A 21,715-nucleotide genomic window follows, 5' to 3' on the forward strand; every position below is an offset into this window, starting at 1 on the left:
GAATTCTAAATTAATTCACAAAAAAAGACTGTTCCAGCAATGAAACAATCTCTCTTTGTAAAAGTAAAAGTGTAAAAAAGCTATTTCCTAATTCCGTAAGCAGCCAGTATTTTGTTGAAGATCTCAGTGTTTTCGAACAATCCTGTGAATTCTTTTGAATTCGGTCCGTACGCAAAAACACTTGACGGAATGGAAGTATGATCATTCGTACTGAAGTTCCCGAATACCCAACCCTCTTTCAGACTGCCATCTAAAAGTGTTAAACCTCCGGTTTCATGGTCCCCCACTACAATCACTAAGGTTTCTTTATTTTCGTCAGCAAATTTCATAGCCTTCCCTACCACATGATCAAAATCCAGTAATTCTGTAACCAGCTGTTCTATATTATTGCTATGACCTCCGCCATCCGTTTGAGAAGCTTCAATCATCATAAAGAATCCCTGTTTATTATTTTTTAAATCATTTAAAGTAAGGTCAAAAGCTTCGCCAAGCCAGTTTCCTCTTCCATTAGTGATTCTTTGTGAAGCCAGAGGATCAATAACCAATGTACGATTATTAATTTTCATTACTGATTTCAAATCCTGATACAAATCTATTTTTGCTTCCTTAAATTTCTGAAGATTATCCTGAGACAATCCGCTTGTAGGACCTCCAATTAATATTTTTGTTTTTGAAGCCGCAAAATCTTTTAAAATAGATTCCGAACTGTTTCTGTTATCCGAATGGGCGTAAAAATCAGCAGGCGTAGCATCTGTAACATCTCCTGTGGAAATTAAACCGGAAGTCATTCCTATTTCAGCAATAATATCAGGGATCTGTGCTAATGCTTTTCCCATATTGTCAACTCCTACAAAAGTATTTTTAGTCTTAACTCCTGTTGCGAACGCTGTAGAACCCGGTGCTGAATCTGTAATATAGGCATTGGATGAATTGGTCTTGGAAAGCCCTGTGGATTTCATGTTGAAAACATTCAGTTTTCCTTTGTTCGCTGTAAAGGCAGCATAATATTGCGGTAAAGAAGTTCCGTCCGGAATAAGAAGGATGACATTCTTTACTTTTTTCTCCACACCATCTGACTGATACGTTGGAGTATAAGTGGCATATTCCTTTGTATTCTTATAAAAGTTTTTCGGAATCGTGTTCATGAATTTTTTGAGATCCGGAATATGATCGGTATTGATATAATCTACGCCTAAATCCATCAGATTTACCCAGGCATTCGGAAAATCCGGAGCTCCATAAAAACGAATAGGTTTCTGCTGGTCATGGGCTTTACCTACTGCAGTTTTGATTTTTTGCGTTTCTTCATCCCTTGGAATTCCTTTTCCGTTCCATTTTACCAATCCAGGAAGGTCCGCACTGAACATTCCAATTCTTTTCAGCTGATCTGCAGAATAGGTTTTATCAAGATCTCCATCAAAATAAAGATAATTCGGATAATTTTTAAAATCTGCAGGCTGAGGTCTTCCTCCGGTAATCACAATTTTAATTCCGGAATTTCCTGTAATCTCCGGATATTTCCTTAATGTACTGACTAAAGCAGCCAATGATGTTTTATAGTCCTGTTTTATATCAATCAGCAATTGAAGTTTTTTACCAGCATCAGGATAAATATTTCCTTTGTTCAGTTTAATCTGTTTAGAAATATTATCGAGATAAAGATTTTCCAATGTTCTGTCTGCAGAAAGTTCCTTTTCGGTATGCGCTACCCAAAGCTTTCCTTTTACCAGAAAAACATCTGCCTCAATGGAACCGAAGTTGGCATAATAAGCCTGCCAGAATGGGATCTCCTGCATGTAATCATTATGTGAATGTGCATTCCCTACATTATAATTCAAATAATTTTGTGCCTGATTTTCAGAAAAAACAGCAAGGGCTAATACAGCCCATATTTTTGATAATTTCATTCGTATATCGTTATTATTTTATAGGTCAAATGAAACAACCTATCTCCATACCTTTGAAAAAACTATATCACCACAGAAGGTTCTGTAATGATATAGTGACTTATATATAAAAAGATTAAAATTTTACCAGCCCTCATTTTGTTTAATGATCCCGTGACTGTTTACGATTTCAGCCTGTGGAACTGCCCAAACATTATGTACAGCCGGATTAAAGTTTCTTGCGGCCCACACTACCTGTCCATTGATACCGTGCAGAGGCTTCGCATACGCTGCCTGAGCATCTCCCCAACGTACAAGATCTCTGTGTCTGTCTGCCCATTCACCCGCCAGTTCGCAACGTCTTTCATGTTTAAGATCAGCCAATGTACATCCGTTTTTCACAGGTAATCCTGCACGTACTCGGATCATATTGATCTCCTGATCTGCAGATTTTCCCTGCATCAGTAAAGCTTCTGCTTTGATCAGGATCACCTCAGCGTAACGCATGATCGGAACGGCAAGGTCTGTACACGGATAATCTCCGTTGGCACTCACGTGACCATTTTTCAGCTCATACTTGAAGGCATCCATATATTTATTAAACTGGTATCCGGTAAGGGAATTCGTAGAAGCGTATATTCTTTCTTTTCCGTTGAAGGTAAATTTATCTCCAATTTTCAGAATGGTCGCACTTCTTCTAAGGTCTCCCGTTTCGTATTCATCAAACAACTCTTTTGTTGGCTGAAAATATCCCCATCCGTTATATTCTCCCCATCCTTTGTTTTCAAGCATTACTCCCGGAAGAATACTTCCCCAGGCAGTAAACTTTGTAGTTCCCGGAACCGACCAGATGTATTCTGAACTGTAGTTATTTTCAGCTTTGAAAACATCAGCAAAATTACCTAATAAGGCTCTGTTTCCTTTGGTCATTACTTCATTAGCCCAGAATTCTGCATTCTTCCAGTCTTTCATAAACAGATATACTTTTGCTAACAATGCCCAAGCTGCGGCTTTATGAGGTCTTCCGTAATCCTTTGCTGGAAGTTCTGCCTGTGTAGGTAATAATTCAGCAGCTCTTTTCAGGTCGTTGACAATGTACGTGTAATTTTCCATTACGTTGGCTGCTCTTGGAATCGGGTTGGGATCCGGATCTTTCGAACGGTCGATGATAGGAACACCTGCTTTTTCATTTCCATAAGAATAGGCAAGCTCAAAATACATTCTGCTGCTCATGAAGAGTGCTTCTCCAAGATATTTATTCTTGGTGGCCTGCGAAGTCTGAATATTATCAACATTACGGATCACACGGTTGGCCACTCCAATTACGTTATATCTTTTGTTCCATTGGGTTTCAAGATCACCTGCTGCGATATAATTGCTGCTGAAGTTTTTAGCATTATCTGCCTCACTTTTTGCTCTTCCGGTTACCATATCATCACTGGCATTGATAAACCAGAACAAACCTCTTCCGTAAAATTCACCATCGAATAAAGGTTTGTACATAGCGTTTGCCCCGGTAATAAGATCGTTTTCTGTCTTCCAGAAGCTTGCTTCAGTAGGTGTTCCTTCAGGTTGAATATCCAGTTCTCCCGTGCATGACAGAAGCATCACTGATATTCCTGATACTAACAATATTTTATTGAAAAATTTCATTTTTTACTTTTTGCTGGTTAAAAATTATAATCCGACCTCTATTCCAAAGATGAATGAGCGTGCCTGAGGATATCTTCCGGTATCAACTCCGTAAGAGTTCATCCCTACTTCAGGATCGAATCCTGTATATTTCGTTATGGTAAACAGGTTGTTGGAGGTCATATAAATTCTGACTTTGTTTACATCCAGTTTTCTGTACAATTCTTTTGGTAATGAATACCCGATGGTAAGGTTCTTCAGTCTTAAATAAGATCCATCCTCCACATAAAAATCTGATACTTTGGAATAATTACCGCTTGGGTCACCGTGTACCAGTCTTGGGATATCAGTATTGGTATTCTGAGGTGTCCATGCATTCAGGATATCTCTGTCCATATTATAATTCTGCCCCGTTCCGCCCGGATTCAAAGAAATAAATTTCATTCCGTTGAAAATTTTGTTTCCGTAAACGCCCTGGAAGAATAAATTCAGATCAAAGTTTTTCCAGGTCATGTTGTACGAAAAGCCATAAGAGAACTTAGGATATGGGCTTCCAAGATTGACGAAGTCATTATTATTGAGTACTCCCGTATTTCCTTCCTTTTTCAGGAATTTGATATCTCCCGGCTTGGCATTAGGCTGGATAAGATTTCCGTTGGCATCTTTATAATTGTTGATTTCTTCCTGACTCTGGAAAATTCCTCCTGTCTTATAACCATAGAAAGAATACAAAGGATCACCCACTTTCACACGGGTTGGCTTTAATACACCTCTTACTCCGTTATCATTGATGAAGATCTCATCCACATTGGCAAGCTGCTTCACCGTATTTTTTAGTTGACTCATCGTAGCTCCTATTGAGAACGTGAAATCGCCGGAAACTACTTTGTTATAATTGATTCCCAATTCGTATCCTTTATCCTGGAATAATCCCGCATTCACATACTGATTATTATACGTTGCCGTACTTGGTAAGCTTACATTGAAAATTTGATCTTTGGAATTTTTCACAAAGTAATCGAACTGTAAAGAAAGGCTGTTGTGAAGGAATGAAGCATCTACCCCAAAGTTGGTCTGCTCAGACTTCCCCCATTTCAGATCCGGATTCGGACGTGTGGTGGCATAATAAGCAATATTCTGAGAAGGATCCTGACCGAAAATCACATTATTATCTCTCGTCATCAAAGGATTTACAGCCTGAGGTGAAATTCCCCCAAGGTTACCCAAGATACCGTAGCTTCCTCTTAATTTCAGACTTGAAAGCCATGAGATATCTTTCATAAAGTTTTCTTTCGAAACCACCCAGGCACCGGAAATCGCATAGTAGTTAGCAAATCTGTTTTGTTTCGCTACCAGTGAAGAGCCATCACGTCTTCCCAATAAACTTACAATATACTTTCCGGCATAGTCATAATTTACTCTCGCCAGATAAGAAACCAAAGACTGTTTGAATCTGTAACTGGAAACATCTTTATTGGTATCCGCAGCGTTCTGAAGGTGCTGGAAAACCTCAGCTTCACTTCTGAAATCATATGATTTTGCCACAAAACCCTCATCAATTGTTTTCTGGAAAGTAAAACCTCCAAGAAAATCGAAATTATGCTGTCCTGCTGAGATTTTATACGTTAACAATTGTTCTGCAAGCGCTGTTGAAGAATTATTGGATTGGTATTCCAGATTATTGGTATCAAAAATTTTCCCAATTTCAAGGACTCTGTATGTAAAGTTCTTTACATCTCCCAGTTTAAAAGTCTGTGAGAAATTGGAACGGAATTTTAAATCTTTCGCCAGTGTAATTTCAGCATAAGGGTTGATTAAAATTTCGTGGGTAGGATTTCTGATACTGATTCTTTTAAGATACGCAACAGGGTTGATCATATCTCCGTAACCACCTGCCACATCAATCGGCAGTCCGGAAAACGCACCACTCGGCGTATATACCGGAACATTTGGCGGATAGTACATAGCCGCTACCAAAGCTCCTGTATATCCACTTTTGGTATCGGCTGTATTGCCGTCAGAGTAATTATAGTACATATTTTCTCCGATCGTCAGCCAGTCTTTTACTTTATGTTCAGAATTAACTCTGAAATTGTATCGTTTTGCCTGAGTATTCAGTAAAATCCCCTCAAGACTTCTGTGATTCATGCCCACAAAATATCTTGATTTATCACTTCCACCGCTCAGATTTACGTTGTATTCCTGAATCGTTCCTGTTCTGAAAATTTCTTTCATCCAGTCTGTTCTGGTAATTCTTCCGTCCGGATATTGATTAGGATTAAAAGCCATCGGTAAAGTTCCCAGTTTCCCGGCATTTTCATAGGCTTTGTACATCACGTCCTGAAATTCTGCTGCATTCAGAGATTCTTTCAGTCTCCACGCCTGGTTTACTCCGTACTTAACATCAAAATCAACAGTAAGATTTCCTTTTTTCCCCTTTTTAGTGGTAATAAGAATAACCCCTCCTGAAGATCTTGCTCCATAAATAGCTGCAGAAGCATCTTTAAGTACAGAAATATCCTGAATATCATTGGGATTGATAGACGGTGTTCCGTTGAAAACCACTCCATCCACAACATAAAGGGGAGTTTCACCATTGATTCCTCCCAGACCACGAATATTGACCTTCGGTGCTCCGTTAGGATCACCGCCTTCATTCACTACAGTCACTCCGGGCGCTTTACCCTGAAGTACTTCTCCTACTCCGGACAAAGATCTGGAAGTAAGTTTATCCAGTGAAGCCTCCGAAACAGCTCCGGAAACTTTACTTTTTTTCTGTGTTCCGTATCCAACCACAACAATCTCGTCGATGGATTTTTCTTTTAAGCTGTCTTTTTTCTGAGCGAGGAACATCGGTGAAGCTGATATTGCACCAATAAGTAATACCCTTCCCGTTAAATACGTTACGGATACAGGGATTTTAAATACATTCATGATCTCCTTTTTGATTAGGTGCAAAATTAGAACAGCCTGCTCCCACCACTCATTAAGGTTTCCTTATGTTTTTATTAAGAAATTTTAGCTTTTTTCAGATACCCGCTACCACAAAAAGAAATTAAAAAACTGTATTTCAACAACATATGTAATTAAAAGTAATCATTCCTCAAATAATCCATGCATGATTGAGATTAAGTTTGTCTTAAGTTTATCATCAAATCGGGACAATAGGTCAAGAAATCATTAAAAATTATTTCAGGAATAATAAATAACTGAGTTCATTTTTCTTTTTTTACATTTGCTGAAAATAGATTTTACTTTTGAACAAAGACTTTAAAAAACGTCTCATTGGCTTCAAAAGAAAAATAAAACATTAAAAATCATACGAATTCAATGACCATCATTATAACAGGAACCTCATCAGGAATCGGGTTTGCATTAGCCGAATATTTTGGTAAAAAAGGACATAAAGTATACGGATTAAGCAGAAAGTATACAGAAAGCCAATACTTCAAATCTATACCCACTGATGTGACAGACAATACAGCAGTTCAAAATGCTGTAGCTGAGGTTTTAAAAACAGAAACTAAAATTGATGTTCTGATCAATAATGCCGGAATGGGAATGGTAGGCGCCGTGGAAGATTCTACGAAAGAAGATATTCTGAAACTTTTCAGTCTGAATCTTGCCGGACCTGTACAGATGATGAGTGCCGTTCTTCCGAATATGCGTGAGCACAAATTCGGAAAAATCATCAATGTTTCCAGCATCGGAAGTGAAATGGGTCTCCCTTTCCGTGGATTTTATTCGGCTTCTAAATCTGCTTTGGATAAAGTAACGGAAGCGATGAGGTATGAAGTTTACCCATGGAATATTGATGTATGCTCTCTGCATCTGGGAGATATTAAAACCAATATTGCAGACAACAGAGTGATTGCACAGGTTTCTCAACCTTATAAAAGTGTTTTTGATAAAGTATATGCTTTGATGAATTCTCATGTGAATGACGGAACAGAGCCTTTGGAAGTCGCAGAATACATTGAAAAACTTTTAGCAAAAAATAAATGGAAAGCTCATTATTATTTTGGTAAATTCGGACAGAAAATTGGAGTTCCGTTGAAATGGATTCTTCCGCAGGGAACTTATGAGAATTTGATGAAGAAGTATAATAAACTGGATAAAAATTAGTTGATTGATAAGGCGCATTGTCATTCTGAACACTGACTGAAAGTCTGCGAACGAAGTTCAGAAATGCAATAAAGAATCTTTTGTATTTTATAGAGATTCCAGTTCATATTCAGAAGAATAAATTGAAATTACTTTTAAAAATATTTTTTGTACTGTTCTGCGTTTTCACACAAGCGCAGAAGAAGCAGTATTGGCTGATTGATACGGAGACCAAGGTCAGGAAAAAAGTAAAAGATTCTACTTCAGCTGTAAAATTTCTGGATTCATTAGCCCAGAGCAATTATTTCTTCACTCAACTGAAAGACGTAAAAGTAAAAGGTGACAGCACGGAAATTTTCTACGATAAAGGGAAAAACTTCAATGAAACTTATGTAAACCTTACGGATTCTCTGGTTCAGAAATTGAAAATTCAGAAAGATTTTTTCACTAAAAATTTAGACTCCACCAAGAAAAGTATCAACAAAACTTATATTGATGAAGGATATTCTTTCAGCAGAATAAAATCTAAATACAAAGGGCAGAAAAACGGCTATCCAATAGTAGAACTTGACATCAACAAGAATGATAAAAGAACAATCAACGGATTCGTAGTAAAAGGATACGAAAAAGTTCCCAAAAGATTCATCAAAAACCTGGAAAAGGAGTTTAAAGGTAAAAACTATGATGACAAAAACCTTCTAGCCATCAATAAAACCTTCCAGAGTCATCCTTTCCTAACCCTTGAACGGCAGCCACAAACTTTATTTACGAAAGACTCTACCAGTATTTACCTGTTTCTGGAAAAGAAAAAAACCAATACTTTTGATGGGGTTATCGGTTTTGGAAATGACAAAACCTCCAAGTTCACCTTAAACGGGACAATGAACGTCAATTTCAGGAATATGTTCAATGGTTTTGAAACCGTCAATTTATACTGGCAGAGAAACCCGGACAAAGGACAGACTTTTGATCTTAGAGTAGATATTCCATACCTTTTCAAATCAAATGTAGGGATGGATACGAAGGTAAATATCTACCGACAGGATTCTACGTTTGCCAATGTAAAGTTCCTTCCTGCTTTCTATTACCATATCAATAACAGGAATAAAATCGGTCTAAGGGCAACTTTGGAAACCTCTACTATTATTGATACCTTATACGTTCAGGGAAAAGACTACAATAAAAAAGGGATCGGGATATGGTATGAAATGACAGAACCTACTGATATTGACCTTTTCCTGTACAAAACAAGGATCAATGCCGGATATGATTTCTTAACAACTACATATTCTAAAGATAATATTAAAGCTAATCAAAACCAGTTTTATTTCTTTGGAGAACACAATTACCACATTTCCGGGAATCACTTCCTGAACATCAAAGCGGAAGGTGCGATGATGGATTCTAAAATAGAATTCTCTGCCAATGAATTATACCGTTTCGGAGGATGGAACTCCATGCGGGGATTCAATGAAAACTCCCTCGCTGCTGACTTTTATTATTATGGAAGTCTGGAATACCGGTATCTGATCGGAAATCAGGCCTTCTTTGACGTCTTTGGACAATATGGGCAGCTTAATAATAAATCTTTAAATGTAAAACCCAAGCTCTACAGTGTCGGGCTCGGTTTCAATTTCTTCATTCCTATTGGTCTGATGAGTTTCCAGCTGTCTAATGGTAATGAGTTCGGAAATCCTTTTAAATTTAATGATATTAAAATCCATTGGGGAATTCTGAGTAGGTTTTAGAAAAAAAGAAGGAAGTGGGAAGCGTGATGCCACAAGTTATTGAGGTCACGGTTTCACTATCCCAGTATTTTTAAAAGGTTTTATGTTAATCTTATAACACGATAACAACCTCCAGCACTCCTCTCCAGCCTCCTTCTTTATATTAATATTTATATAATAAAGCAAAAGTCCCTATACAAAGGACATTTTTCATTTTACTTATTTATTAATTCTTATTGTTAAAAAATATTAAATCGTATTTTTATTTTAATACATCATTAAAGTACTGGTAACAGTGCACTGCTAAATTTGCCTTCAAAAAAATGAAGAAAACTCTAGCCACTTTTGCCGTTTTTTTACTTCCTCTTTATTTTTCTGCCCAGGAAATCAATATTTCAGGAAATGTAAAATCAGAAAACGGTTCTAGTGTTTCCGGTGTGAACATCACCGACAAAAACACAGGAAAGACTGCTACTACAGATGAAAATGGTAATTTCACTATTTCTGCAAACCCCAAAGATATTCTTGAATTTTTTGCTCCTGATTTTTCTGTTTATACAGTTGAGGTTTCTTCCAAAAAACAGTATTCCGTTGTCTTAAAAAAGCAAAACGAAAAGCAGATTGAAGGCGTTGTTATTACCGCTTTAGGTATTGCCAAAAAGAAAGAAAAAATCGGATATTCTACTCAGGAAGTAGGAACAAAACAGTTTGAAACCATCACTACTCCAAGTATTGGAAATTTATTCTCCGGACAGGTCGCAGGATTGAATGTTTCCAATCCTACTGGAATGCAGCAGGCTCCACAGTTTACGCTGAGAGGAAACTCCAATCTGGTTTTCGTCATTGATGGTGTGATTGTAGAAAAAGAGGTTTTCCAGAATTTAGATCCTAATAATATCGAAAACATCAATGTCCTGAAAGGAGCTACCGCTTCTGCTCTCTATGGTTCAAGAGGTCGTTACGGAGCTGTTTTAATCACCACAAAAAATGCTAAAAAGAAAGGCTTTTCTGTAGAATTCTCCCAAAACACCATGATTACAGCAGGATTTACCAATCTTCCGAAAACCCAGACTGAATATGGTAACGGTTCCCATGGAAAATACGAATTCTGGGACGGAGCCGATGGCGGGGTAAATGACGGAGATATGATCTGGGGACCAAAATTTGTTCCGGGATTACAGATCGCTCAATGGAACAGCCCTATCAGAGATAAAGTAACAGGGCAGGTTGTTCCGTGGTATGGAGCAGTAACAGGAACTCAGTATGATGATAAATCAAGATATGAAAGAATTCCGATTGACTGGAAATACCATGATAACTTAAGTACGTTCTTAAAACCAGCAGTAATCAACAATAATAACTTCGCGATCAGCTATAGAAGCAATAAAGACATATACAGATTCTCTGGGAATTTCATGAATTATGACGACAGAGTTCCCAATTCTTATCTTCAGAAATATGGAATCAACTTCTCTTCTGAAAACCATTTAGGAGATAAATTAACCTTCGATACAAAATTCAACTTCAACCAGGCTTTTACTCCTAATATTCCCAACTATGATTATAATCCAAGCGGACACATGTACACCATCCTGATCTGGATGGGAGGAGATGTAGATGGAAAAGCATTGAAAAATCATATGTGGATCCCAGGAAAGGAAGGAAGAGCACAAGCCAACTGGAACTATGCCTGGTACAACAACCCATGGTTCGGAGCCGAGTATTACAAGAACCAGAACAGAACCAATATTATCAATGCCCAGACAGGTCTAGAGTATAAAGCGACACAGGATCTATCGGTAAAAGGGAAAATATCTCTTGTCGAAAACCATAGCAAAACGGAAATTCTGAGTCCTTATTCCTATTTCAATTATGATGCACCAAGAAGTGGCGGTTATATTTTGAAGGATAATAAAACATGGAACCTCAATTATGATGTGTTGGCAACTTACAAGAAAAAGATATCTGAAAATTTTGATTTTACAATCAATGCGGGAGGTTCTGCTTTCTATTATAAAAACAACAACAATGAAAGGTCTACGGATGGATTAAAAATTCCCGAAGTATACACTTTTGAGAACTCTATCGGAGCACTGAAAAATTACACTTATCTGAAGGAAAAGTTGATTTACAGTGCGTATTCAACGATTGATATCGGGTTGTACAATGCTTTCTTCATCAATGTTTCCGGGCGTAATGACTGGTCTTCTACACTACCTAAGGCCAACAGATCTTACTTCTATCCTTCTGCTTCCATCAGTGCGGTTATTTCCAACCTGGTAAAAATGCCGGAATCTATCAATATGTTGAAACTTTCTGCTTCATGGGCGAAAGTAGCGTATGACTTCCAGCCTTATTCCATCAGAAATTATTATCTGAACAATGGGGGAATCACATTCAATGGAAACCCTACTTATTATTATCCAACCACTCTGAATGTAGAAAATTCTTTGAAACCGGAGCAGACAAAATCTTATGAATTAGGTTTAAGCGCAGGGTTCCTGAATAACAGAATCACTTTAGACGCTACTTATTTCAGAACATTAGATTATAATAATATTCTCCAGTTCCCTGCTGCAGAATCATCCGGTTTCACTTCTCAATATGTAAACGGAAATGAATATACAACCAAAGGATTTGAAGTTTCCCTTGGTTTAGTTCCGGTAAAAACTTCTGATTTCAGCTGGAAAACATTAATCAACTGGAGTACTTATGAACAAAAGCTGACTTCCATTTATGATAATATGCCGAACTACAAAAATATTAAGCTAGGCGAAAGAATGGATAGCTATTACGACTATACATGGCAAAAGTCTCCGGATGGAAAAGTAATTCTTGATGCGAATACAGGAATGCCGACAAGAGCTAATAACCCAAGTAATCTGGGACATTTCAATCCTGACTGGACTTTCGGTTTCAACAACACATTCAAATATAAAAAATTCACTTTAAACATCGGAATTGACGGAAGCATCGGAGGTGTGATGAGATCCCAGGTTGTGGAAAAAATGTGGTGGGGAGGAAAACACCCTAATTCTGTAGCGTACAGAGATCTTGAATATGCAAATCCGGGAACGTATTATTTTGTACCTGATGGGGTTAACTACAATCCGGCAACCGGAACCTATACTCCACACACAAAAGCTATCAGCTACCAGGACTGGGCGCAAAATTATCCCTACCGTGCAAGAGTAACACAGGACGAAAGCGAAGAGTTTGCTAACGTTTTTGACAGAACTTTCGTCAAGCTTAGATCTGTAGTATTAGAATATGACTTCTCTTCATTACTCAACCCAAGAGGAATGGTTAAAGGTTTCACCGCCAATATTTCTGCTTACAATCTGGCGATGTGGAAAAAATCAAAAAACCTTTATTCTGATCCAGACTTCCAGACAAAAACAGACAATGATATTCAGGATCCATCCAGCAGATGGTTTGGAATCGGATTTAATCTTAAGTTTTAACTAAAAAGTACGTCAAGACAATGAAAAATACTATAAACAAAGTGACAGAGCAAAAAGGTAAAACAGCAAAATGGCTGATGAAATCTTTATTTGCAGCCGGACTTCTGACATTAGCATCATGTGAATCTAACCTTGATACCATCAATGAAAACCCTAATGACCAGGCCAGTATTGATCCCAAAAATCTATTGACTTACGTTGAAAAATATACTTTTCAGGTAAACGGGGACAATATGTATGCCTCCAGAATGATGATTGGTACTGATGGTGAAAATTCATACCAGTATATGAAATGGAATGATACTTCTTTTGAAGTCTATACCAAAGGACTTCTGAACACTGGAAAAATGATGCAGGAAGCTGAAAAAAGAGGAAACAAAAATTATCTGGCCATCGGAAAATTTTTGAGAGCGTATCATTTCTTCAATATCAGTTTAAAAGTTGGAAGTGCTCCTTATTCTGAAGCAGCAAAGGGTGAATCCGGCATTACCCAGCCTAAATATGATACACAGGAAGCTATCATGTCCGGAATTTTATCAGAATTAAAAGAAGCCAATGATCTTATTAATACCACCGATAAAATTGAAGGTGATATTGTCTACAACGGAGATGCTTTAAAGTGGAAAAAACTGATTAATTCATTCCGTCTGAAAATTCTGATCACTTTATCTAAAAAAACGACAGTAGGAAGTTATAATATCGCTGCAGAATTTGCTTCTATTGCAGGAAGCCAGTCTCTCATGACCTCTATTGCAGATAACGGTGAACTTAAGTTTGCTGATGCAGCAGACAGCAGATACACGATGTTTAACAACAGTGGATATGGTTCAAGTTTGTACATGGCTGATTATTTTATTAATATGTTCAAAAACAGGCATGATCCACGTTTGTTCACGTTTGCAGCACAGACTACAGGAGCAAAAGAAGCAGGAAAAGCCATCACAGACTATACAGGATATAACGGCGGAAATCCTACTTCTCCGTATTCTGATAATGCAGCACTGATCACGGCAAAAAACATTTCCAAAGTAAACGATCGTTTTTATAAAGACCCTACCAATGAACCTGCTTCTGTATTAAGTTATTCAGAACTTGAGTTTATTCTGGCTGAAGCTACAGCAAGAGGCTGGATTTCCGGGTCGGCAAAAACACATTATGATAATGCGATCAAAGCAAGTTTCAATTTTTATCAGACCTATGTAAAAAATCCGGGACAATATTTCTCAGGCTTTGATGTCAACCAATATCTTGCAACTCCTTTGGTAGTATATAATGATGCTGATCCACTACAAACACAACTGGAAAAGATCATGACTCAAAAATACATGACGATGTTCCATCAGGCACAGTGGACTTCTTACTTTGATTATTTAAGAACAGGCTTTCCAAATTATCCTTTAAAAGCAGGAGTCGCAGCTCCTTTCAGGTTCAGATATCCGCAATCTGAATATAATTACAACAGCAATAATTTAAAAGCTGCTTTAACGGCTCAGTATGGAGGAAATGATAATATCAGCTCCAAACCTTGGTGGTTACAATAAAAATCTGATTAATTTTATATAAAACAAAGAAACCGCAGGAAAATCCTATTAACTTGCGGTTTCTTTCTTATTACGATTGAACATGAACAGAAGAGAATTTTTAGAGAAATCAAGTCTTTTATTAGCAGGATTAGGAACCTCAAATGTTTTACATCCTTCCATTTTAAAAGCTTTAGCCATTGATCCGGCTGCCCAGTCTACATTTTATGATGCAGAGCATGTTGTCATCCTGATGCAGGAAAACCGTTCATTTGACCATGCTTTTGGTGCTCTTAAAGGAGTAAGAGGTTTTTTGGATAAAAGAGCTTTTATAAAACAGGACGGCCATTCTGTTTTCTTTCAAAAAAGTGACGAAGGAAAATATGCCTCTCCTGCCCGTCTGGATTTAAGAAATACAAAATCTACCTGGATGAGCTCACTGCCACACTCATGGGCAGATCAGCAGAAAGCTTTGAACAAAGGTAAATTTGACCAATGGCTTCAGGCGAAAGCTTCAGGAAATAAAGATTATAAAAATATTCCGCTTACGTTAGGATATTACAACCGCGAAGACCTTCCGTTTTATTATCAGCTGGCAGATGCCTTCACCATATTCGATCAGTATTTCTGCTCATCGCTTACCGGAACTACTCCCAACAGGCTGTTTCTTTGGTCCGGAACATTGAGAGAACAGCAAAATGGAAAGGTAAAAGCCAATGTTGTCAATGAAAATATTGATTATGATAAAGCGAGGCAGGCAAAATGGAAAAGTTTCCCGGAAATATTAGAGCAGCAAAATGTTTCGTGGAGAATTTATCAGAATGAAATCAGTCTTCCAAAAGGAATGTCCGGAGAACAGGAAGCCTGGCTGAGTAATTTTACAGATAACCCGATTGAGTGGTTTTCAAAATTCAACGTTAAATTTTCAAAAGGATATTATCAGAATATTCCCAATATCATCGCCTATCTGAAGAAGGAGATTGAAAAAAATCCTAATCAGAAAGAAAGACTGGAAGCCATGCTGGCTGAAGTTCAGGAAGATCAGGTGAAATACCACCCTGACAATTATTCCAAACTTTCAAAAGAAGAAAAAAATCTTCATGAAAAAGCCTTTACCACTAATTCCAACGATCCTGATTACTGGAAACTGGAAATTGGAAAGGATGAAAACGGAGAAAGGCTTGTTGTTCCGGAAGGTGATGTATTATTTCAGTTCCGTAAAGATGTGGAAGAGAAAAAGCTTCCGTTGGTTTCATGGCTGGTAGCTCCGGAACATTTTTCTGATCATCCGGGTTCACCATGGTACGGAGCCTGGTATATTTCTGAAGTTCTGAATATTCTGACCAAAGATCCTGAAACCTGGAAGAAAACCATATTTATCATCAATTATGATGAGAATGACGGGTATTTTGATCACGTATTGCCTTTTGCCCCACCAGTGAATCCAAGCCAGCCCGTAGATATGAACGGAAAAGAAGGGGTAGAATATGTGGATAAAACTCAGGAATATATGAGCTCTCCTTCTTTAAAAAGCTATGAAAAAGTAGAAGGAACTGTCGGATTGGGTTACAGAGTCCCTATGATCATCGCTTCTCCCTGGACGAAAGGAGGTTTTGTCAATTCTGAAGTATCGGATCACACGTCTGTCCTGCAGTTTTTGGAAAAATTCATTATGAAGAAATTCAAAAAGGATGTCCGTGTAGAAAATATCAGTGACTGGAGAAGAGCGATATGTGGAGATCTTACTTCCGCTTTCAATTCTTCCAGCGTGAAAGTTCCGAAAATGGATTATCTGAATCAGAAGGATTATGCTAAAACCATCAACGCAGCTAAAAATAAACCTGTCCCTAATTTGAAATGGTATTCTGAAGATGAACTTAAAGATAGCCTGCTTGACATTCAGGAAAAAGGACTGAAACCTTCCAACCCATTGCCTTATCATTTCCATGTAAATCTGGAAGGAGACCATATAAAAATGACTAACCTGAAAGATAATGGGGTTCCGCTTTTGGTATATAACAGAACTCAATTCGACAATAATAATTATCATTTTTCATATGCTTTATATGAAAAGCAAACGCTATCCCATACTGTGCAGCCGGGAGCTTATGATTATGAAGTTTTCGGTCCCAATGGCTTTTTCAGGAAATTTAAGGGAAATAAAACTGCAGAAACAGAGGTGATCTTGACGAATATGACCTCAAAAAATCAGATTGAATTAATTATCAAAAATCACAAAAAGAAAAATTTTTCCATCAGTCTGGAAGATCTTTATACAAGAAGCGAAAGAACAATTTCTGTACAAAAAATGGAAGAAAAAATCATTATTGACCTTGATAAATACAAAGGCTGGTATGATTTGCAGCTAAAATTAAACGATCATCTGTGGCACTTTGCCGGAAGAATAGAAACCGGAAAAGTTTCCGTTTCTGACCCGCATTGGGCTTAAAAACGCCTATATATTCATAAAATACTGCACAAAATTGTGCAGTATTTTTTTTGAGTTATTTCATCTTATAATGCATTACATATGAGAAATAAGCAATTATAAAAAATATGTGGTATATTTTTTTTAAAACATATTGAATTTTGTTATCTTCACTTTACTAATTAACAGTGTCATGAAAAAACTAAATTTAACTATTGCAGCGTCTTTATTTGCGTTTGCTCTATCCGGGAATCTTAGTGCCCAAGATCTCGCTACAGATAACCATACGGTTACCATTTCTATTCCCGAAGTCGCATTGGTCGATATTGAACCAGCAGCAACCAAAAACATTACTCTTGGATTTACAGCTCCTACTGAAGCAGGAAATCCTATTCTTCCCTCTGCGGCCAACACTACGTTGTGGCTTAATTATTCTTCTATTAAATCTGTGGCAGATCCTACCCGTAACGTAAGCGTAAAAATGAATGCTATCATTCCTGGAGTAGATCTTAATGTAACGGCGGCGGCGGCCACCGGAGCAGGAGCAGGCACATTGGGAACTTCCGCAGGACTGCTTACATTAACTGGTACTGACCAGACAATTATTTCTGGTATTGGAAGTGCTTATACAGGAAATGGAGCTAATAACGGTCATAATCTTACCTATGCACTCGCTGCAGGAAGTGGTCCTGGAGGGGTAGCCGCGTATGCAGATTTACAGGCTACAGCTACTGTTGCTGCTACCGTTACTTATACAATATCAGACAATTAGAATTTAATTAAAATTCTATTTTACGTTTCAAAAACAAGAAGAAATTAGTATCCAGTTTCTTCCTGGTTTTGTATTATTCATGATTTAACTTCAAACTTTACACAATGATAAAGCGTATCCTTCTTTTGATCACCCTGATTTTGCAGTTCAGCTTTTTACGTGCCGGTATTGTGATTCTCAACGGACTTACGCATTCTTACAAAATAGAAAACGGAAAGGTTTATAAGGGAAAAGTTGCCATTGAAAACACGGGCAGCAATCCTCAAAGTGTAAAAATATTTTTACAGGATTATACCTACCATGCGGACGGAACGATCAATTATACAGCATTACGTACCAATAAACGAAGTAACGGAGAGTGGCTGAAACTCAACACTAATCTTGTTACCCTTAAAGGTAAAGAAAAGACTGAGATCCTCTATGAAATAACCATTCCCAATCAGGCAATGGATCCGGGAAGCTATTGGAGTGTGATCATTGTAGAACCGGTAGAAGATATAAAACCCAGTGACAATAAGCCAGGAGTCAGCATCACTTCTATTATACGATATGCCATTCAGGTCATTACAGATTTTGAAACAGAAAAAGCAAAACCGGATCTTAAGTTTGAAAGTATCAAGGTGGAAAAACAGGAAGGAAAACAAACGGCAAAGATAGCAATAGCCAATAATGGTAATCTTTACTGTAAACCGACTGCTTCCATAGAAATCTATAACCGAAAAACGGGTGAGAAGGTGGGAACTTATTCAAGTTTAACGATGGGGCTGTTACCCAACACCTCCAAAACATTTTACATTGACATTAGTAAAGTACCACCAGACAAATATAAAGCTGCTATCATAGCTGCCGATGAAGAAGAGAATGCTTTTGCACTCAATGTGGAATTAGAAGTAAAAAATGAGTAGAACTTGGACTTTATTTATTATCATATCATTATTCCCGGTATTTATTTTTTCTCAAGAGCAATCCAATAGATTGATCAGTAAAAAAGATAGTTTAATGCCGGGAATGTCTACTTCTATTCCCTTCACTTTAGAAAACAATTCGGATGAAGCCAAGACCTATGATATTTCAATTACCACATCAAGTTCCTCTATTAATCCTATTTTAGCAAAAGGAGAATTTCAGATTCTTCCTCATGAAACCTCTGTATATCTTGTTCCTTTACGGGTGGGAACAGAAACAGGACAGGGTATTTATTCCGTGATAATGAATGTAACTGATCGCCATAACGGAATATCTTTTACAAAAAATTCAAAAATCATTGTTTCCGGACACAGGAATCTTTTAGTTACCGCTTTAAATACACCTGAATTTGTAAGAGCAGGAGAAACAATTCGCGCCTCTTTTCTTTTAAAAAATAATGGTAATGTAACAGAAAGTATTGTTCTCGAAAGTAAAAATGCTATTGTCGATAATGAAACATCACTGGTACTGGAGCCTAATGAGTCTAAAACAATTACTATTCATAAAGTAACAAATCCTGAACTCGCTCAAAATGAATTTCAAAACCTAAACCTTTCGGTGCACTCAAAGGGTAATCCCAAAGAAAATCAGGATGTCTATGTGAGTACTCAGGTGATATCAGCAAAACCTTCTGAGAAAGATATTTATCACAGGCTTCCTGTTGCTTTCTCATTATCTTTTATTGGCATGCAGAATATGGGAGTGTATAATGATGGTTTTCAGGGAGAAATCTATGGTAAAGGAGCACTTGACAAAGACAATAAGAATCAGATTGAGTTTAGGGCGGTTACTCACAATCCTGTAGAACTCAATACATTTACTCAATATGAAGAATATTTTGTGAATTATAAACGAAACAATCTTTCTATTCATTTAGGTGATAAAACCTACTCTTCATCCTATCTTACAGAATTTGCAAGATATGGTCGCGGGGCAGAAATCCGGTATAACTTTGATAAAGTGAGCTTCGGTGGGTTCTATAACCATCCGAGATTTTTCAGAGATATTAAAGATGAATTCAATTTCTATTCAGCCTTTAAAATCCGAAAAGAGTCCGAAATTTCTGTAGGATACCTTTACAAAACTCCAAGAAAAGAAGAAATCAGATATAGTGAAGTAAGACTTGATTCTAATGCTCATTTACCTTACGCCAAAGGAAAATTTAAGGTTTCAAACAATATAACTTTTTCTGGAGAATTGGCATACAGTACTGCACAAAAAACAGATGGAACAGCTTATTTACTACAGGCTGAGGCCGTTTTTAAAAAGTTGAATGGAAATTTAATGTACATGAAAGCAAGTCCTGATTTCGGAGGATATTTTACCAATACAAATACTTTTAATGGTAATATTTCCTACAATCTCACAAAGAAAATAAGTTTCTTTGCCAATTATATGCAGGATGCCAAAAATTTCCAAAGAGATACACTGCTCCTGGCAGCACCCTATAGAAAGTATTTTCAATATGGTATACAGTACAAATATATACCGAGTGGTTTCATTATCCTTAATAATGGATATCAAACCTATAAAGACCGTTTAGAACCTAAACAGTTTGATTATTATGAACGTTACTTTAAAGTAAGTATTAATCAGCAGATTGGGGTATTTCAGGTAAATGTGGATGGACAATTTGGAAAAACAGATAATTATCTGACGGGATTCAGTGGCAATTCAAGCTTTTATTCCGCAAATCTGTCATTTCAAAAGTTCAGAACATCTTTTAACATCTTCGGAAGTTATGCCATCAGCTCAAGATATCAGCTTAAAAATCAGAGAAATATCTATTATGGAGCTAGAATCTTTAGTCGGTTTTCTGATAAGACCAGCTTAAGTATATTTTATCAGAATAATTATATGCCTGAGGAGTATTTTAAAGACAGAAATCTGTTTGAACTTCTATTTCACCAGCAGTTATTTCCCGGAAATGAACTTGATCTTTCCGGAAGATATTCATTGCAAAGAGGAGAAATCGGAGATAAAGATTTTATATTCTCTATGCGTTATACATGGCGTCCCAATATTCCTGTACAGAAAACGGCCGAATATATTTCATTGTCTGGAAATGTTGGCAACCTGGGTATAAAAAAGACTGAAGGCATAAGATTAATGCTTGGAAGTTATCTATCCATTACGGATAAGGAAGGAAATTATATATTTAAAAATGTTATCCCAGGGAATTATTTTCTTGAAATTGACCGCTCCACTACGGAAATCAATGATATTCCGACTCAAACGTTTCCTGCTGCTCTTTCATTGATCAATAAGGAAAACACTTTTAACTTTGGGTTAACCACAGCTGCAAATGTTCAGGGCCACGTTAAATTCTTAGAGACAGGAGAAAAAGATCAACCTGATTTTGACCAGATACAATCTGAAAAAGGAAAAAAGAAAAAAGAAAGTATTATTGTGGAAGCTACCAATAATGATCAGACTTACCGTAAGATCTGTCTCATTGGAGAAAACTTCGACTTTACCTATCTTAGGCCTGGAGACTGGACTATTAAAGTCTATCGTAACGGGCTTGATAAACGATATAAAATTTCATCAGACAAGTTTCTGTTTACTTTAAAGCCTTCGGAAACAAAAAAAATAAGCATCAATGTTGTTAAGCAACAGATAGAGATCAAATATCAAAAGGAATCCTTGAAAGTAGGATATAATGAAATAAAAAAGAAGAGATGATTCTGATCCGTACCCTATTATTAATTGCATTTTGTGTTGTATCCGGGCCAATCTATTCCCAGACCGCAAATACTACTGTTAGTCTTACATTGCCTGTAGTAACTTTAATGGACATTGAGCCTACAGGCAGTATTGTGTTAAATTTTACAGCTCCTACAGAAGCTGGAAATGCTCTTGGAGCACCTACTCCCAATACATCCAAATGGATCAACTATACTTCAGCTATTGCTTCCGGAGGTCTTACCAGAAGGATTACGGCCTCAGTAAATAAAGTTATCGCAGGTGTCAATATAAGAATTCAGGCGGCGGCGGCTTCAGGAGCTGGCGGCGGAACATTGGGAACATCTTCAGGGCAAATAATTCTCACCACAACTCCTACTACCATCATTAGTGGTATTGGCGGAGCATATACAGGAAACGGAGCGAATAACGGCCATGCTATTACCATTTCACTTGCTACTAATACTTATGCCAATTTACAGGCTCAGGCCAATACAGCAATCGTCATCACTTATACCATCACAGAATAAA

General features: G+C 37.3%; 12 protein-coding genes. 9 read left to right on the forward strand and 3 right to left on the reverse strand.

Annotated elements, in window-relative coordinates; translation table 11 throughout:
• Positions 1–80: 80 nt before the first annotated feature.
• From PZ898_RS13010 to PZ898_RS13020, 3 genes are all read right to left on the reverse strand, one after another.
• On the reverse strand, positions 81–1,907 hold the full coding sequence (locus PZ898_RS13010; protein ID WP_277693507.1) for an alkaline phosphatase: 1,827 nt from the start codon (positions 1,905–1,907) through the stop codon (positions 81–83).
• A gap of 123 nt (positions 1,908–2,030) precedes the next feature.
• Positions 2,031–3,539 carry a RagB/SusD family nutrient uptake outer membrane protein gene (locus PZ898_RS13015; RefSeq protein WP_062675684.1) on the reverse strand — a complete coding sequence of 503 codons (1,509 nt, stop codon included), beginning with the start codon at positions 3,537–3,539 and terminating at the stop codon, positions 2,031–2,033.
• Positions 3,540–3,563: 24 nt separating this feature from the next.
• Positions 3,564–6,452 (reverse strand): TonB-dependent receptor, encoded by a 2,889-nt coding sequence (locus tag PZ898_RS13020; protein WP_277693508.1) that lies wholly within the window; start codon positions 6,450–6,452, stop codon positions 3,564–3,566.
• Positions 6,453–6,848: 396 nt separating this feature from the next.
• Between PZ898_RS13020 and PZ898_RS13025 the strand changes: the two genes are divergently transcribed.
• The 9 genes from PZ898_RS13025 to PZ898_RS13065 all read left to right on the forward strand — a co-directional run bounded on the left by PZ898_RS13025 (position 6,849) and on the right by PZ898_RS13065 (position 21,714).
• Positions 6,849–7,643, forward strand: a complete 795-nt coding sequence (locus tag PZ898_RS13025; RefSeq protein ID WP_277693509.1) for an SDR family oxidoreductase — start codon at positions 6,849–6,851, stop codon at positions 7,641–7,643.
• A gap of 122 nt (positions 7,644–7,765) precedes the next feature.
• A complete protein-coding gene (locus tag PZ898_RS13030) occupies positions 7,766–9,370 on the forward strand; it encodes a hypothetical protein (protein ID WP_120232918.1) in 1,605 nt (534 codons plus the stop codon).
• Between the two features lie 302 nt (positions 9,371–9,672).
• A complete protein-coding gene (locus PZ898_RS13035; RefSeq protein WP_277693510.1) occupies positions 9,673–12,813 on the forward strand; it encodes a SusC/RagA family TonB-linked outer membrane protein in 3,141 nt (1,046 codons plus the stop codon).
• A gap of 20 nt (positions 12,814–12,833) precedes the next feature.
• Positions 12,834–14,354, forward strand: coding sequence for a SusD/RagB family nutrient-binding outer membrane lipoprotein (locus PZ898_RS13040; protein ID WP_277693511.1), 1,521 nt, complete (start codon positions 12,834–12,836; stop codon positions 14,352–14,354).
• Between the two features lie 82 nt (positions 14,355–14,436).
• A complete protein-coding gene (locus tag PZ898_RS13045; protein ID WP_277693512.1) occupies positions 14,437–16,782 on the forward strand; it encodes a phospholipase C, phosphocholine-specific in 2,346 nt (781 codons plus the stop codon).
• Between the two features lie 172 nt (positions 16,783–16,954).
• Positions 16,955–17,533: a hypothetical protein gene (locus PZ898_RS13050; protein WP_062675679.1), complete on the forward strand. Its 579-nt coding sequence runs from the start codon at positions 16,955–16,957 to the stop codon at positions 17,531–17,533.
• 104 nt (positions 17,534–17,637) lie between these two features.
• Complete coding sequence (locus PZ898_RS13055) at positions 17,638–18,438, forward strand: DUF3324 domain-containing protein (protein WP_277693513.1); 801 nt, start codon at positions 17,638–17,640, stop codon at positions 18,436–18,438.
• A complete protein-coding gene (locus PZ898_RS13060; protein WP_277693514.1) occupies positions 18,431–21,184 on the forward strand; it encodes a hypothetical protein in 2,754 nt (917 codons plus the stop codon). The genes PZ898_RS13055 and PZ898_RS13060 overlap by 8 nt, the downstream gene beginning before the upstream one ends.
• On the forward strand, positions 21,181–21,714 hold the full coding sequence (locus PZ898_RS13065) for a hypothetical protein (RefSeq protein WP_123279002.1): 534 nt from the start codon (positions 21,181–21,183) through the stop codon (positions 21,712–21,714). The genes PZ898_RS13060 and PZ898_RS13065 overlap by 4 nt, the downstream gene beginning before the upstream one ends.
• Position 21,715: the final 1 nt, after the last annotated feature.

This window comes from Chryseobacterium sp. WX (assembly GCF_029542485.1).
GTDB classification, from domain to species: Bacteria; Bacteroidota; Bacteroidia; order Flavobacteriales; family Weeksellaceae; genus Chryseobacterium; species Chryseobacterium cucumeris.

Coding starts and splice junctions, on each gene's coding strand:
- PZ898_RS13010 (WP_277693507.1), bottom strand. CDS start 1,907: ATGAAATTATCAAAAATATGGGCTGTATTAGCCCTTGCTGTTTTTTCT.
- PZ898_RS13015 (WP_062675684.1), bottom strand. CDS start 3,539: ATGAAATTTTTCAATAAAATATTGTTAGTATCAGGAATATCAGTGATG.
- PZ898_RS13020 (WP_277693508.1), bottom strand. CDS start 6,452: ATGAATGTATTTAAAATCCCTGTATCCGTAACGTATTTAACGGGAAGG.
- PZ898_RS13025 (WP_277693509.1), top strand. CDS start 6,849: ATGACCATCATTATAACAGGAACCTCATCAGGAATCGGGTTTGCATTA.
- PZ898_RS13035 (WP_277693510.1), top strand. CDS start 9,673: ATGAAGAAAACTCTAGCCACTTTTGCCGTTTTTTTACTTCCTCTTTAT.
- PZ898_RS13040 (WP_277693511.1), top strand. CDS start 12,834: ATGAAAAATACTATAAACAAAGTGACAGAGCAAAAAGGTAAAACAGCA.
- PZ898_RS13045 (WP_277693512.1), top strand. CDS start 14,437: ATGAACAGAAGAGAATTTTTAGAGAAATCAAGTCTTTTATTAGCAGGA.
- PZ898_RS13050 (WP_062675679.1), top strand. CDS start 16,955: ATGAAAAAACTAAATTTAACTATTGCAGCGTCTTTATTTGCGTTTGCT.
- PZ898_RS13055 (WP_277693513.1), top strand. CDS start 17,638: ATGATAAAGCGTATCCTTCTTTTGATCACCCTGATTTTGCAGTTCAGC.
- PZ898_RS13060 (WP_277693514.1), top strand. CDS start 18,431: ATGAGTAGAACTTGGACTTTATTTATTATCATATCATTATTCCCGGTA.
- PZ898_RS13065 (WP_123279002.1), top strand. CDS start 21,181: ATGATTCTGATCCGTACCCTATTATTAATTGCATTTTGTGTTGTATCC.